General features: G+C 40.1%; 5 protein-coding genes, 2 tRNA genes and 5 rRNA genes. 1 reads left to right on the top strand and 11 read right to left on the bottom strand.

The genetic code is table 11. From position 1 onward, the window contains the following. Positions 1-45: 45 nt before the first annotated feature. From ACN6I1_RS15380 to ACN6I1_RS15350, 7 genes are all read right to left on the bottom strand, one after another. Positions 46-122 (bottom strand) — tRNA-Ile (locus ACN6I1_RS15380). Between the two features lie 9 nt (positions 123-131). Then, positions 132-220: transfer RNA gene (locus ACN6I1_RS15375), tRNA-Leu, on the bottom strand. A 5-nt stretch (positions 221-225) separates the two neighbouring features. Beyond that, positions 226-342: ribosomal RNA gene (gene rrf, locus ACN6I1_RS15370) — 5S ribosomal RNA — on the bottom strand. 126 nt (positions 343-468) lie between these two features. Beyond that, a 23S ribosomal RNA gene (locus tag ACN6I1_RS15365) occupies positions 469-3,383 on the bottom strand. Positions 3,384-3,527: 144 nt separating this feature from the next. Then, a 16S ribosomal RNA gene (locus ACN6I1_RS15360) occupies positions 3,528-5,029 on the bottom strand. The 16S, 23S and 5S rRNA genes sit together here with 2 tRNA genes alongside, the layout of an rRNA operon. Positions 5,030-5,482: 453 nt before the next feature. Next, complete coding sequence (nrdG, locus tag ACN6I1_RS15355) at positions 5,483-6,022, bottom strand: anaerobic ribonucleoside-triphosphate reductase activating protein (protein ID WP_419742336.1); 540 nt, start codon at positions 6,020-6,022, stop codon at positions 5,483-5,485. 36 nt (positions 6,023-6,058) lie between these two features. Further along, positions 6,059-8,410 carry an anaerobic ribonucleoside triphosphate reductase gene (locus ACN6I1_RS15350; RefSeq protein ID WP_419742335.1) on the bottom strand — a complete coding sequence of 784 codons (2,352 nt, stop codon included), beginning with the start codon at positions 8,408-8,410 and terminating at the stop codon, positions 6,059-6,061. Positions 8,411-8,766: 356 nt separating this feature from the next. Here ACN6I1_RS15350 and ACN6I1_RS15345 point away from each other — a divergent pair, with 356 nt between their 5' ends. Next, positions 8,767-9,945 carry a pyridoxal phosphate-dependent aminotransferase gene (locus ACN6I1_RS15345; RefSeq protein WP_419742334.1) on the top strand — a complete coding sequence of 393 codons (1,179 nt, stop codon included), beginning with the start codon at positions 8,767-8,769 and terminating at the stop codon, positions 9,943-9,945. A gap of 128 nt (positions 9,946-10,073) precedes the next feature. On the opposite strand, the gene ACN6I1_RS15340 is transcribed toward ACN6I1_RS15345, so the two are convergent. From ACN6I1_RS15340 to ACN6I1_RS15325, 4 genes are all read right to left on the bottom strand, one after another. After that, positions 10,074-10,421: an ASCH domain-containing protein gene (locus tag ACN6I1_RS15340; protein WP_419742333.1), complete on the bottom strand. Its 348-nt coding sequence runs from the start codon at positions 10,419-10,421 to the stop codon at positions 10,074-10,076. A 16-nt stretch (positions 10,422-10,437) separates the two neighbouring features. Next, a complete protein-coding gene (locus ACN6I1_RS15335) occupies positions 10,438-10,959 on the bottom strand; it encodes a GNAT family N-acetyltransferase (protein WP_419742332.1) in 522 nt (173 codons plus the stop codon). A 425-nt stretch (positions 10,960-11,384) separates the two neighbouring features. Then, positions 11,385-11,501, bottom strand: a 5S ribosomal RNA gene (gene rrf / locus ACN6I1_RS15330). A gap of 60 nt (positions 11,502-11,561) precedes the next feature. Then, positions 11,562-14,476, bottom strand: a 23S ribosomal RNA gene (locus tag ACN6I1_RS15325). Positions 14,477-14,570: the final 94 nt, after the last annotated feature.

Genomic DNA, 14,570 nt, shown 5'->3' with positions numbered 1-14,570 from the left:
AATTTATATAATTAACCTACTGTTTAATTTTCAAAGTTCTTAAAGTGGTGGACCTTCAGGGACTCGAACCCCGGACCTACCGGTTATGAGCCGGGCGCTCTAACCAACTGAGCTAAAGGTCCACTTTATAATGGTGCCGAAGACCGGAATCGAACCGGTACGAGAGGTAAGTCCCGCAGGATTTTAAGTCCTGTGCGTCTGCCAGTTCCGCCACTTCGGCACATCACCTAGCTATGTCCTACTCTCCCAGGCAGCTTCCCACCAAGTACCATCGGCGCTAAAGAGCTTAACTTCTGTGTTCGGAATGGGAACAGGTGTATCCTCTTTGCTGTAATAACTAGATTATGTAAGTTCATTTTTGAACAAGTATTATAATACCATTTCAGTAAGTATTTGTCAACACTTTTTTGAAATAATATTTTACTTAATACTCTAAAAACTGAATAACATTTATAAGATTAAATAATCTTGGTCAAGTCCTCGATCTATTAGTATCGGTAAGCTACATACATTGCTGCACTTACACCTCCGACCTATCAACCAGGTAGTCTTCCTGGGATCTTACCCTTACGGTGGGAAATCTTATCTTGAAGTTGGCTTCGCGCTTAGATGCTTTCAGCGCTTATCCATTCCGTACATAGCTACCCAGCCATGCCCTTGGCAGAACAACTGGTACACCAGAGGTACGTCCATCCCGGTCCTCTCGTACTAAGGACAGGTCTCCTCAAATTTCCTACGCCTGCGACGGATAGGGACCGAACTGTCTCACGACGTTCTGAACCCAGCTCGCGTACCACTTTAATGGGCGAACAGCCCAACCCTTGGGACCTACTACAGCCCCAGGATGTGATGAGCCGACATCGAGGTGCCAAACCTCCCCGTCGATGTGGACTCTTGGGGGAGATAAGCCTGTTATCCCCAGGGTAGCTTTTATCCGTTGAGCGATGGCCCTTCCATGCGGAACCACCGGATCACTAAGTCCGACTTTCGTCCTTGCTCGACCTGTATGTCTTGCAATCAAGCTCTCTTCTGCCTTTACACTCTACGCACGATTTCCGACCGTGCTGAGAGAACCTTTGAGCGCCTCCGTTACTCTTTGGGAGGCGACCGCCCCAGTCAAACTGCCCACCTGACAGTGTCCCAATACCTGATTCAAGGTATCTGGTTAGAATCTCAGTACTACAAGGGTGGTATCCCAAGGATAGCTCCACCGAGACTGGCGTCCCGATTTCATAGCCTCCCACCTATCCTGTACATGTAGCACCAAAATTCAATGTCAAGCTACAGTAAAGCTCCATGGGGTCTTTCCGTCCTGTCGCAGGTACCCGGCATCTTCACCGGGATTACAATTTCACCGAGTCTGTTGTTGAGACAGTGCCCAAATCGTTACGCCTTTCGTGCGGGTCGGAACTTACCCGACAAGGAATTTCGCTACCTTAGGACCGTTATAGTTACGGCCGCCGTTTACTGGGGCTTAAGTTCACTGCTTCGGATAAATCCTAACAGATCCCCTTAACCTTCCAGCACCGGGCAGGCGTCAGCTCCTATACATCGTCTTGCGACTTAGCAGAAACCTGTGTTTTTGGTAAACAGTCGCTTGGGCCTATTCTCTGCGGCCACCTCGGGCGTTAACCCTAACGTGGCACCCCTTCTCCCTAAGTTACGGGGTCATTTTGCCGAGTTCCTTAACAACAGTTCTCTCGCTGGCCTTAGGATACTCTCCTCACCCACCTGTGTCGGTTTGCGGTACGGGCACCTTTAATCTCGATAGAAACTTTTCTCGACAGTGTGAAATCAGCTACTTCGCTACTTAATTTCGCTCCCCATCGTACCCCAGCATTATCATGGCGGATTTGCCTGCCTTGACTGCCTCAGTACTTAGCCACACATAACCAACAGTGTGGTTAGCTTATCCTACTGTGTCATTCCATCTCTCAAACGATTATCGGTGGTACAGGAATCTCAACCTGTTGTCCATCACCTACGCCTTTCGGCCTCGGCTTAGGTCCCGACTAACCCAGGGCGGACGAACCTTCCCCTGGAAACCTTGGGTTTACGGCCCGTGGGATTCTCACCCACGTCTCGCTACTCATGCCAACATTCTCACTCCTATACTGTCCACACGTCCTTACGGTCATGCTTCAGCCTGCATAGGAAGCTCCCCTACCTATCATAAATGATATCGTAGCTTCGGTAGTAAGTTTTAGCCCCGGTAATCTTCGGCGCAGGATCACTCGACCAGTGAGCTATTACGCACTCTTTAAATGAGTGGCTGCTTCTAAGCCAACATCCTGGTTGTCTATGCAATCCCACATCCTTTACCACTTAACTTACATTTAGGGACCTTAGCTGACGATCTGGGCTGTTGCCCTCTCGACTATGAATCTTATTACCCACAGTCTGACTCCCAAGTATAAAATAACGGCATTCGGAGTTTGATAATCTTCGGTAAGCGCAATGCCCCCTAGGATATTCAGTGCTCTACCTCCGTATTTCTCAACCTTGAGGCTAGCCCTAAAGCTATTTCGGGGAGAACCAGCTATCTCCGAGCTCGATTGGAATTTCACCGCTATCCACAAGTCATCCCCGAGCTTTTCAACGCTCGTGGGTTCGGACCTCCACGAAATTTTACTTTCGCTTCATCCTGCTCATGGATAGGTCGCTCGGTTTCGGGTCTACGACAGCAAACTTAACGCCCATTTAAGACTCGCTTTCACTACGGCTCCATACCTTAAGTACTTAACCTAGCTTACTATCGTAACTCGTTGGCCCGTTCTACAAAAAGTACGCGGTCACACATATAAAGTGCTTCCACAGCTTGTAAGCGCAGGGTTTCAGGTTCTATTTCACTCCCCTCCCGGGGTTCTTTTCACCTTTCCCTCACGGTACTATGCGCTATCGGTCACTAAGTAGTATTTAGCCTTGGAGGATGGTCCCTCCTGCTTCCCACAGGGTTTCACGTGTCCCGTGGTACTCTGGATCACATCTAAAGTCTTCTCGTTTCAACTACGTGGCTATTACACTTTATAGCGGAGCTTTCCAACTCTCTTCGTTTACGATACCTCTTTGTTGATGATGTGTCCGCAACCCCAGCGAAGAAAACTTCACTGGTTTGGGCTGTTCCGCGTTCGCTCGCCGCTACTTACGGAATCGAATTTCTTTCTTTTCCTCCGGGTACTTAGATGTTTCAGTTCCCCGGGTTCCCCTCACTAAGCTATGTATTCACTTAATGATACTTAGACATTACTCTAAGTGAGTTTCCTCATTCGGAAATCTTCGGATCAAAGTTTACGTGCAACTCCCCGAAGCTTATCGCAGCTTATCGCGTCCTTCATCGGCTCTTAGTGCCAAGGCATCCGCCCTGCGCCCTTAATAACTTGACCAGTTATTAAAAGTGTTATTTTTTAAAGAGTTTTCTTCTCTTATATTGGTTTATTTAATCATCACTAAATGTTATGCAGTTTTCAAAGTACTAATTTTGAGAACAATAAGCTCTCAAAATTAAACAGTAGGCAATTACTCCTTAGAAAGGAGGTGATCCAGCCGCACCTTCCGATACGGCTACCTTGTTACGACTTCACCCCAGTCATTGGTTTCACCTTCGACGGCCGCTTCCTAAAAGGTTAGCTAACCGGCTTCGGGCGCCCCCAACTTCCATGGTGTGACGGGCGGTGTGTACAAGACCCGGGAACGCATTCACCGCAGCATTCTGATCTGCGATTACTAGTAACTCCAGCTTCATGTAGGCGAGTTTCAGCCTACAATCCGAACTGAGAATGGCTTTAAGGGATTAGCTCCACCTCGCGGCTTAGCAACCCTCTGTACCACCCATTGTAGCACGTGTGTAGCCCTAAGCATAAGGGGCATGATGATTTGACGTCATCCCCACCTTCCTCCGAGTTATCCTCGGCAGTCCCTCTAGAGTGCCCAACTTAATGCTGGCAACTAAAGGCAAGGGTTGCGCTCGTTGCGGGACTTAACCCAACATCTCACGACACGAGCTGACGACAACCATGCACCACCTGTCACCACCGTCCCCGAAGGGAAATCTCCGATTAGGGAGAGGTCAGTGGGATGTCAAGCTTAGGTAAGGTTCTTCGCGTTGCTTCGAATTAAACCACATGCTCCGCTACTTGTGCGGGTCCCCGTCAATTCCTTTGAGTTTCACTCTTGCGAGCGTACTTCCCAGGCGGAGTACTTAATGCGTTAGCTGCGGCACCGAGGGGGGTAACCCCCGACACCTAGTACTCATCGTTTACGGCGTGGACTACCAGGGTATCTAATCCTGTTTGCTCCCCACGCTTTCGTGCCTCAGTGTCAGTTACAGTCCAGAGAGCCGCCTTCGCTACTGGTATTCCTCCTAATATCTACGCATTTCACCGCTACACTAGGAATTCTACTCTCCTCTCCTGCACTCAAGTTCTCTAGTTTCAAAAGCTTACTACGGTTGAGCCGTAGCCTTTCACTTCTGACTTAAAAAACCACCTACGCACCCTTTACGCCCAGTAATTCCGGATAACGCTAGCCCCCTACGTATTACCGCGGCTGCTGGCACGTAGTTAGCCGGGGCTTCCTCCTCAAGTACCGTCATTATCTTCCTTGAGGACAGAGCTTTACGACCCGAAGGCCTTCATCGCTCACGCGGCGTTGCTGCATCAGGCTTTCGCCCATTGTGCAATATTCCCCACTGCTGCCTCCCGTAGGAGTCTGGACCGTGTCTCAGTTCCAGTGTGGCCGATCACCCTCTCAGGTCGGCTACTGATCGTTGCCTTGGTAAGCCATTACCTTACCAACTAGCTAATCAGACGCGGGTCCATCCTGTACCGCCGGAGCTTTGATACAAAAGCCATGCGACTTTCGTATGTTATCCCGTATTAGTATACCTTTCGGTATGTTATCCGTGTGTACAGGGCAGGTTACCCACGCGTTACTCACCCGTCCGCCGCTCTCTCCGAAGAGATCGCTCGACTTGCATGTGTTAGGCACGCCGCCAGCGTTCATCCTGAGCCAGGATCAAACTCTCAAATATAATTTAAAAAGTTGTCCATCGCTCAGCTAATCATTATCTGAATATCTGGCTTGGTTGTTTGTGTTTAATTCTTAAAAAAGAATTTTTATAATTAACCTACTGTTTAATTTTCAAAGTTCATTTTCTCTTTTGTGTTTCGTCCGTTTCTTAAGGACAAGTAATACTTTACCATCTAATCAAAGCAGAGTCAACAGTTTTTTTTATTTTTTTTAATTATATTTTAATTTCACTTTAATAAAGAAAGTGTTCCTCAAGTTATCAACATTTTTATCCACATTATCTACAGTTTTAAAAGTACATATACACTTACGTCTGCAAGACTTATCCACATTATCCACCATAAATATGTATATATTTTAATTTATTTTCATTTTTCGATATTTTTAAATCTTTTGAAGAAAAAAGGCGAAAAAAATAAGCATAAGTAAGAACTTATGCTTATTTTTTAATTTATTATTTTGCTATTCCTAAATCTTCTTTCATATATTCATCATGTAAACATATTTTCTTAAGCTCTAGTGTTTTCTTAACATCTATAATTCTTTGATTTGATGATCCTCTAAACTTAAGACTTATATCTCTCTTAGCTTCTATAAATCTTCCATCCACCAAAACATCTATATTTCTAAGTAAATTTAAATTATTAAAATATGAAGGGTTTTTCTTATCTGTAAGTTCCTCAAATGTATATCCTGTATATACCCATACATCTAAGTCATTATCTTTGCATGTTTTCGCAACTTCAGCTAAAGCTTCACTTTGTAAAAATGGCTCTCCTCCAGATAAAGTTACACCTCTATGCAATTTTAGTTTTTCTATCTCTTTAGATATTATGCTTGTATCTACTTCGAACCCACTCACCAAATCATGAGTTTGAGAATTATGACACCCTTTACAATTATGTATGCATCCTTGTGTCCATAAAACAGCCCTAAGCCCAGGCCCATCTACTATACTATCTACAGTAATAGGCGAAGCTAATCTTATCTTCATGTATACTCCCCCTCATTAAAACATTAAATTTAAATATTAACTATGTTTTATTCTATCTCTAACTTCTGCTTTCTTTGCATTATTAAATCTATCTACTGTTCCTACTAAATATCCTGTTATTCTTCTTATTCTTTCAAATCCAATCTCTCCATCTGATTCTTTTCTACCACAAGCAGGGCAAACATCTCCAGGTATAACACCTGAGTACCCACATACAGGATCTCTATCTAATGGATGATTTATACTTCCATATCCTATACCTAATTCTTTCATAGCTCTTATTATAGTTTCAAAAGCTTCTAAGTTATTTGAAGGACTTCCATCTAACTCTATATAAGTTATATGTCCAGCATTAGTTAATTCATGATAAGGAGCTTCTATCTTTATCTTGTCAAAAGAACTTATTTTGTAATATACAGGTACATGGAATGAATTCGTATAATATTCTTTATCTGTTATTCCTTCTATTTCACCATATTTATTTCTATCTATAGAAGTAAACCTTCCTGATAGCCCTTCTGCCGGAGTAGCTATTAAAGAGAAGTTTAATCCATATTTTTCACTAGCTTCTTCCATTCTATCTCTCATATGACCAATTATATCTAGTCCTAGACTTTGAGCTTCTTCACTTTCTCCATGGTGTTTTCCTATAAGAGCTATCAAACATTCTGCCAATCCTATAAATCCTACTGTCAGTGTTCCCTGTTTTATAACTTCTTTTAATGTATCATTAGGACCTAGATCGTCAGATCCTTTCCATACATTTTGACCCATTAAAAATGGGAAGTTTTTAACCTTTTTATTTCCTTGAACTTCAAATCTTTCTAGTAATTGGTCTATTACTAAATCTATCTTTTCATCTAACTCTGAGTAAAACTCGTCTATATTTAAGTTTTGCCCATTTATACTTCCATGTTTTATTCCTAATCTTGGAAGGTTTATTGTTGTAAATGATAAGTTACCTCTTCCACTTACAACTTCATCTCCACATACATTACCAACTACCCTAGTTCTGCATCCCATATATGTAGCTTCTGTATCAGGATCTCCTTCAACATAGTACTTAGCATTAAAAGGAGCATCTATAAAGCTAAAGTTAGGGAATAATCTCTTTGCAGAAACTCTACATGCTAACTTAAATAAATCATAGTTAGGATCTTCAGGATTTAAGTTTATTCCTTCTTTTACTTTGAATATTAATATAGGGAATATAGCTGTTTCTCCATTTCCAAGCCCTTTTTCTACTGATAATAATAAGTTTTTAGTAACTAATCTACCTTCTTCAGATGTATCTGTTCCAAAATTCACACTTGAAAAAGGAACTTGAGCTCCTGCTCTTGAATGCATAGTATTTAAATTGTGTATAAAAGCTTCCATAGCTTGATATGTGTTTCTATCTGTTTCTTTATATGCTTCTTTATATGCAAACTTTTGTGATTTTTCTGCTACATCATTTTTTATATTTAATCTATTTATTAATTCTCTTTTTTCTAAATTTATATATGACTCATCTAAGCTTATACTAGCCTTAGTATCTGTATTTTCCTCTACATAAGATACAATATCTCTTATTTCATCTAAAGCTTCTATACCTTCATATAACTCTAGAGCTTTACTCATATTATTTATATATAATTTCTTAAATGTCTTATGTACTCCTTCAGCTAGACCATAATCGAAGAATGGTATACTTTGTCCTCCATGTTGATCATTTTGATTACTTTGTATAGCTATTGCTGCTAAAGCTGCGTAACTTATAATATCATTCGGCTCTCTTAAGAATCCATGTCCCGTTGAAAAACCATCTTTAAATAACTTTATTAAATCTATTTGGCAGCATGTTAATGTTCCCATATTTAAAAAATCCATATCATGTATGTGTATATCCCCATTATCATGAGCAAACGCATGTTCAGGTTTTAACATGTAAGTTTTGCAAAACTCTTTAGATACTGTACTTCCATACTGAAGCATAGTTCCCATCGCAGTATTTCCATCTATATTTGCATTTTCTCTTTTTATGTCTGCATCATCTGCATCAGCAAAAGTTATTTCTCCTATAGACTTCATTAGTCTAGATTTAGAGTTTCTTATTCTGTTTCTTTCAGTTCTATAAATTATGTATTCTTCACTAGTTTTAGCATGTCCTTTTTCTATAAGAACTTTAACTACAGCATCTTGTATATCTTCTACTCCAGGAGTATTTGTTGCAAACTTTATATTTAATAGCTTAATTACATCTTGAGTTAATAATTCTGCTACATTATAATCCGCTACACTACCTTCTCTTTGAGCAACTTTACTCGCAGCTAAGAATATAGCTCTCGTTATTCTATCTGAGTTAAAAGGTATAACTCTTCCATCTCTTTTCTTTACTGCTTGAATCACAATAAATTCCCCCTCATCACAATATATAGTATCCGCAAATATTAAGCATACTATATATAGTATGCTTGGATGAAAAAAATCCCCTTTAACAAAGTCAAAGGGAAAATCTTTAAGTCATTACTTTACTACAATAAGCTTACCAAAATTGTACATAATCGTCAAATCACCTCTAAGCATTGAAATTGCTATCTACATTTTTTGAACATTAGTATTTCTAATATGTTCAAATTTTTAGACTTTTTTATAATTTTTTCACTCATTTTTTGACAAATTTATCAATAAATCTTATATAGTTATCTTTGTTGTTATAAATTAATATATAATATACTTATCTATCTTAAAAAGGAGGATTAAACATGTTATCTAGTAGATTAAATAACATTACACCATCTTATACAATAGGTATAAGTTCAAAAGTTCGAGATTTAAAAGCATCAGGAAAAAGTATAATTGACTTAAGCATAGGAGAACCAGATTTAACTGTTCCTAATGCAGCAATTCAACATGGAATAAACTCACTAAACGAAAACTTAACTAATTATGACTTAGTTCCTGGATTAAAAATTCTTAGAAATGAATTATCTAAAAAACTAAATTTAGAAAATGATTGTGATTATGCTCCAGAGGAAATAGTAGTTTCTAGTGGTGCAAAAAACGCTATAACAAATGCTTTATTAGCCATATTAAATCCTGGAGATGATGTTCTAGTTCCTAAACCTTATTGGGTTAGCTATCCTGAAATGATAAAGCTAGTTAATGCAAATCCAGTTTTTATAGAAACAAATAAAAAAAATGAATTTAAACTAACTAAAGATATTTTGGAAAAAAGTATTACTCCAAAGACTAGAATGTTATTTTTAAATAATCCTTCAAATCCTACTGGAGCTGTTTACTCAAAAGAAGAATTATTAGAAATAGCTGATGTGTGCATTAAGAATAATATATACATACTAGCAGATGAAATATACGAAAGAATATGTTATAAAGATAAATTTGTATCTATAGCATCATTAAGTAATGATATAAAGAATATAACTATAACTATAAATGGTTTCTCTAAATCATTTGCTATGACAGGGTTAAGAATAGGGTATTCCTCAAGCAACAAAGAAATTGCTAAAGCAATATCGACAATACAAGGACACTTAGTATCTCATCCATCTATAACTAGCCAATATATAGCTTATGGAGCTTTAAAGGATTGTTCTAATTCTATTAATGAAATGGTTGATATATATCGTTCAAGAAGAAATAAAGTGGTTGATATATTAAATCAATGCAACAAATTAAATTATGTAACTCCAGATGGAGCTTTTTATACATTTATAGATTTATCTATGGTGAAAAATAATTTAAACTATACAGATAGCTTTTCTATAGAATTTTGTAATAAGCTATTAGATGAGTATGAAGTTGCTGCTGTTCCAGGAATAGCATTTGGAATGGATGATTATATAAGAATTTCTTATGCTTGTAGTGAATCTTCTTTTACAGAAGGATTAAAAAGAATAATAAAACTTGCTGAGTCTTTATAAAAATACATAAATTAATTTTACTTAAAATAAAAAACTGTTCAGGAAAATTTTACTTCAATTTCATGAACAGTTTTTATTTATTTGTATGTATACTTTTAAATATTTAATTCACTTATTTAAACATAAGTTCACTCATTAACAACTTTTATCTCAATACCCACTACCCCATATCTTTTTATATCTTCCTTAGAATAATATTGTTCCATATCATCAGGAGCTTCAAAATCATCATAACTATATCCAAGTTTAATTTTATTAAATTGTTCATATATATCATTAAAATTCTTATATTTATATATTTCTAGAACTTTAACTTTTAAATGATTTTTACAATTACCATTATTAATAAAAGTAATATAATCCCCCTTTAATACTGTCTTTCTCTTTTCATCATATAATCTCATCTCTATCGTCTTCGTTCCATTTTTTATTAATGTAAAACAGTCATCATTTAAAGTCATAATATGATTTTTCATTTAAATTTCTCCTATTTTATAATTTTATCCAGTAACGTTTTATAATATTCCCGTCTACTTCTACATTTTTCTCAAATACTCCCCCATTAGCAATTATAACTTTTTCACTACCTATATTGTCATGATTGCAAGTTATAAGAACTTTATCAAGTCCATACGATTTACAATTTACAAGATTTTGTTTAAGCATCTCTGTTGCATATCCTTTTTTCCTTTCGTTCGGACGAACAGAATAACCTATATGACCACCCCATAAACTTAGTACCGGGTGATTAATATGATGTCTTAAATCAATGATTCCAACAATTTTATTATCTGTTAATCTTATAGCTATATATAAATTAGAAGTTACCTTATCTGATGGACAAGTTTTCTCACTTTCAAGTAAGTTAATTGTATCAATCCAATCTTTAGCCGTAGAACATTCTCTTAAGCTCCCACATCCAGCTAAATCATCCCCTAATTCTAAAAACTCTTGTCTATAATCCATAATATCCTTGGCATATTCTAAAGTTGGCTTTATTAATTTTATCTCCATCTCTACATCCCCCTTAATTACTATTTATCTATATTATATAAAAATAATCTCTATTCATCATTATATGCTCAACTTTTAACTTAATTATATTAAATTTTCATATTCATTAAGTTACAATACAAAGGTCATTTCAAAGCATCTTTTCTTATCCTTTAACTCATACCGTATAAGCGTAATTCTTCTTTATTTTATACAACAAAAAGTGGTTAAGGTTTAGTTTGCAACTCAGCGGTCATTCAAAGCATCTTCTCCTATCATTTAATCAACTCTCGTATAAGCGCAATCCTTTTATTTTTTTATACAACAAAAAGTGGTTAGTATTAAGTTACAATGCAGATGTCATTCAAAGCATTTCCTCAGCTTTATGACTTCAAATGTAACTTAATACTAACCACCACTTAAATCCACGTAAAATAAAAAAGATTACGCGGCTACGTCCTACTCTCCCAGGCAGCTTCCCACCAAGTACCATCGGCGCTAAAGAGCTTAACTTCTGTGTTCGGAATGGGAACAGGTGTATCCTCTTTGCTGTAATAACCGCATAATCTTTATTTAGAGTTAATACTCTAAAAACTGAATAACATTTGTAAGATTAAATAATCTTGGTCAAGTCCTCGATCTATTAGTATCGGTAAGCTACATACATTGCTGCACTTACACCTCCGACCTATCAACCAGGTAGTCTTCCTGGGATCTTACCCTTACGGTGGGAAATCTTATCTTGAAGTTGGCTTCGCGCTTAGATGCTTTCAGCGCTTATCCATTCCGTACATAGCTACCCAGCCATGCCCTTGGCAGAACAACTGGTACACCAGAGGTACGTCCATCCCGGTCCTCTCGTACTAAGGACAGGTCTCCTCAAATTTCCTACGCCTGCGACGGATAGGGACCGAACTGTCTCACGACGTTCTGAACCCAGCTCGCGTACCACTTTAATGGGCGAACAGCCCAACCCTTGGGACCTACTACAGCCCCAGGATGTGATGAGCCGACATCGAGGTGCCAAACCTCCCCGTCGATGTGGACTCTTGGGGGAGATAAGCCTGTTATCCCCAGGGTAGCTTTTATCCGTTGAGCGATGGCCCTTCCATGCGGAACCACCGGATCACTAAGTCCGACTTTCGTCCTTGCTCGACCTGTATGTCTTGCAATCAAGCTCTCTTCTGCCTTTACACTCTACGCACGATTTCCGACCGTGCTGAGAGAACCTTTGAGCGCCTCCGTTACTCTTTGGGAGGCGACCGCCCCAGTCAAACTGCCCACCTGACAGTGTCCCAATACCTGATTCAAGGTATCTGGTTAGAATCTCAGTACTACAAGGGTGGTATCCCAAGGATAGCTCCACCGAGACTGGCGTCCCGATTTCATAGCCTCCCACCTATCCTGTACATGTAGCACCAAAATTCAATGTCAAGCTACAGTAAAGCTCCATGGGGTCTTTCCGTCCTGTCGCAGGTACCCGGCATCTTCACCGGGATTACAATTTCACCGAGTCTGTTGTTGAGACAGTGCCCAAATCGTTACGCCTTTCGTGCGGGTCGGAACTTACCCGACAAGGAATTTCGCTACCTTAGGACCGTTATAGTTACGGCCGCCGTTTACTGGGGCTTAAGTTCACTGCTTCGGATAAATCCTAACAGATCCCCTTAACCTTCCAGCACCGGGCAGGCGTCAGCTCCTATACATCGTCTTGCGACTTAGCAGAAACCTGTGTTTTTGGTAAACAGTCGCTTGGGCCTATTCTCTGCGGCCACCTCGGGCGTTAACCCTAACGTGGCACCCCTTCTCCCTAAGTTACGGGGTCATTTTGCCGAGTTCCTTAACAACAGTTCTCTCGCTGGCCTTAGGATACTCTCCTCACCCACCTGTGTCGGTTTGCGGTACGGGCACCTTTAATCTCGATAGAAACTTTTCTCGACAGTGTGAAATCAGCTACTTCGCTACTTAATTTCGCTCCCCATCGTACCCCAGCATTATCATGGCGGATTTGCCTGCCTTGACTGCCTCAGTACTTAGCCACACATAACCAACAGTGTGGTTAGCTTATCCTACTGTGTCATTCCATCTCTCAAACGATTATCGGTGGTACAGGAATCTCAACCTGTTGTCCATCACCTACGCCTTTCGGCCTCGGCTTAGGTCCCGACTAACCCAGGGCGGACGAACCTTCCCCTGGAAACCTTGGGTTTACGGCCCGTGGGATTCTCACCCACGTCTCGCTACTCATGCCAACATTCTCACTCCTATACTGTCCACACGTCCTTACGGTCATGCTTCAGCCTGCATAGGAAGCTCCCCTACCTATCATAAATGATATCGTAGCTTCGGTAGTAAGTTTTAGCCCCGGTAATCTTCGGCGCAGGATCACTCGACCAGTGAGCTATTACGCACTCTTTAAATGAGTGGCTGCTTCTAAGCCAACATCCTGGTTGTCTATGCAATCCCACATCCTTTACCACTTAACTTACATTTAGGGACCTTAGCTGACGATCTGGGCTGTTGCCCTCTCGACTATGAATCTTATTACCCACAGTCTGACTCCCAAGTATAAAATAACGGCATTCGGAGTTTGATAATCTTCGGTAAGCGCAATGCCCCCTAGGATATTCAGTGCTCTACCTCCGTATTTCTCAACCTTGAGGCTAGCCCTAAAGCTATTTCGGGGAGAACCAGCTATCTCCGAGCTCGATTGGAATTTCACCGCTATCCACAAGTCATCCCCGAGCTTTTCAACGCTCGTGGGTTCGGACCTCCACGAAATTTTACTTTCGCTTCATCCTGCTCATGGATAGGTCGCTCGGTTTCGGGTCTACGACAGCAAACTTAACGCCCATTTAAGACTCGCTTTCACTACGGCTCCATACCTTAAGTACTTAACCTAGCTTACTATCGTAACTCGTTGGCCCGTTCTACAAAAAGTACGCGGTCACACATATAAAGTGCTTCCACAGCTTGTAAGCGCAGGGTTTCAGGTTCTATTTCACTCCCCTCCCGGGGTTCTTTTCACCTTTCCCTCACGGTACTATGCGCTATCGGTCACTAAGTAGTATTTAGCCTTGGAGGATGGTCCCTCCTGCTTCCCACAGGGTTTCACGTGTCCCGTGGTACTCTGGATCACATCTAAAGTCTTCTCGTTTCAACTACGTGGCTATTACACTTTATAGCGGAGCTTTCCAACTCTCTTCGTTTACGATACCTCTTTGTTGATGATGTGTCCGCAACCCCAGCGAAGAAAACTTCACTGGTTTGGGCTATTCCGCGTTCGCTCGCCGCTACTTACGGAATCGAATTTCTTTCTTTTCCTCCGGGTACTTAGATGTTTCAGTTCCCCGGGTTCCCCTCACTAAGCTATGTATTCACTTAATGATACTTAGACATTACTCTAAGTGAGTTTCCTCATTCGGAAATCTTCGGATCAAAGTTTACGTGCAACTCCCCGAAGCTTATCGCAGCTTATCGCGTCCTTCATCGGCTCTTAGTGCCAAGGCATCCGCCCTGCGCCCTTAATAACTTGACCAGTTATTAAAAGTGTTATTTTTTAAAGAGTTTTCTTCTCTTATAATTGGTTTATTTAATCATCACTAAATGTTATGCAGTTTTCAAAGTACTAA

Source organism: Paraclostridium dentum (assembly GCF_048568265.1).
GTDB classification, from domain to species: domain Bacteria; phylum Bacillota; class Clostridia; order Peptostreptococcales; family Peptostreptococcaceae; genus Paraclostridium; species Paraclostridium dentum.
The sequence above is the reverse complement of the archived record's forward strand: the minus strand, read 5'-3'. Positions and strand labels throughout refer to the sequence as shown.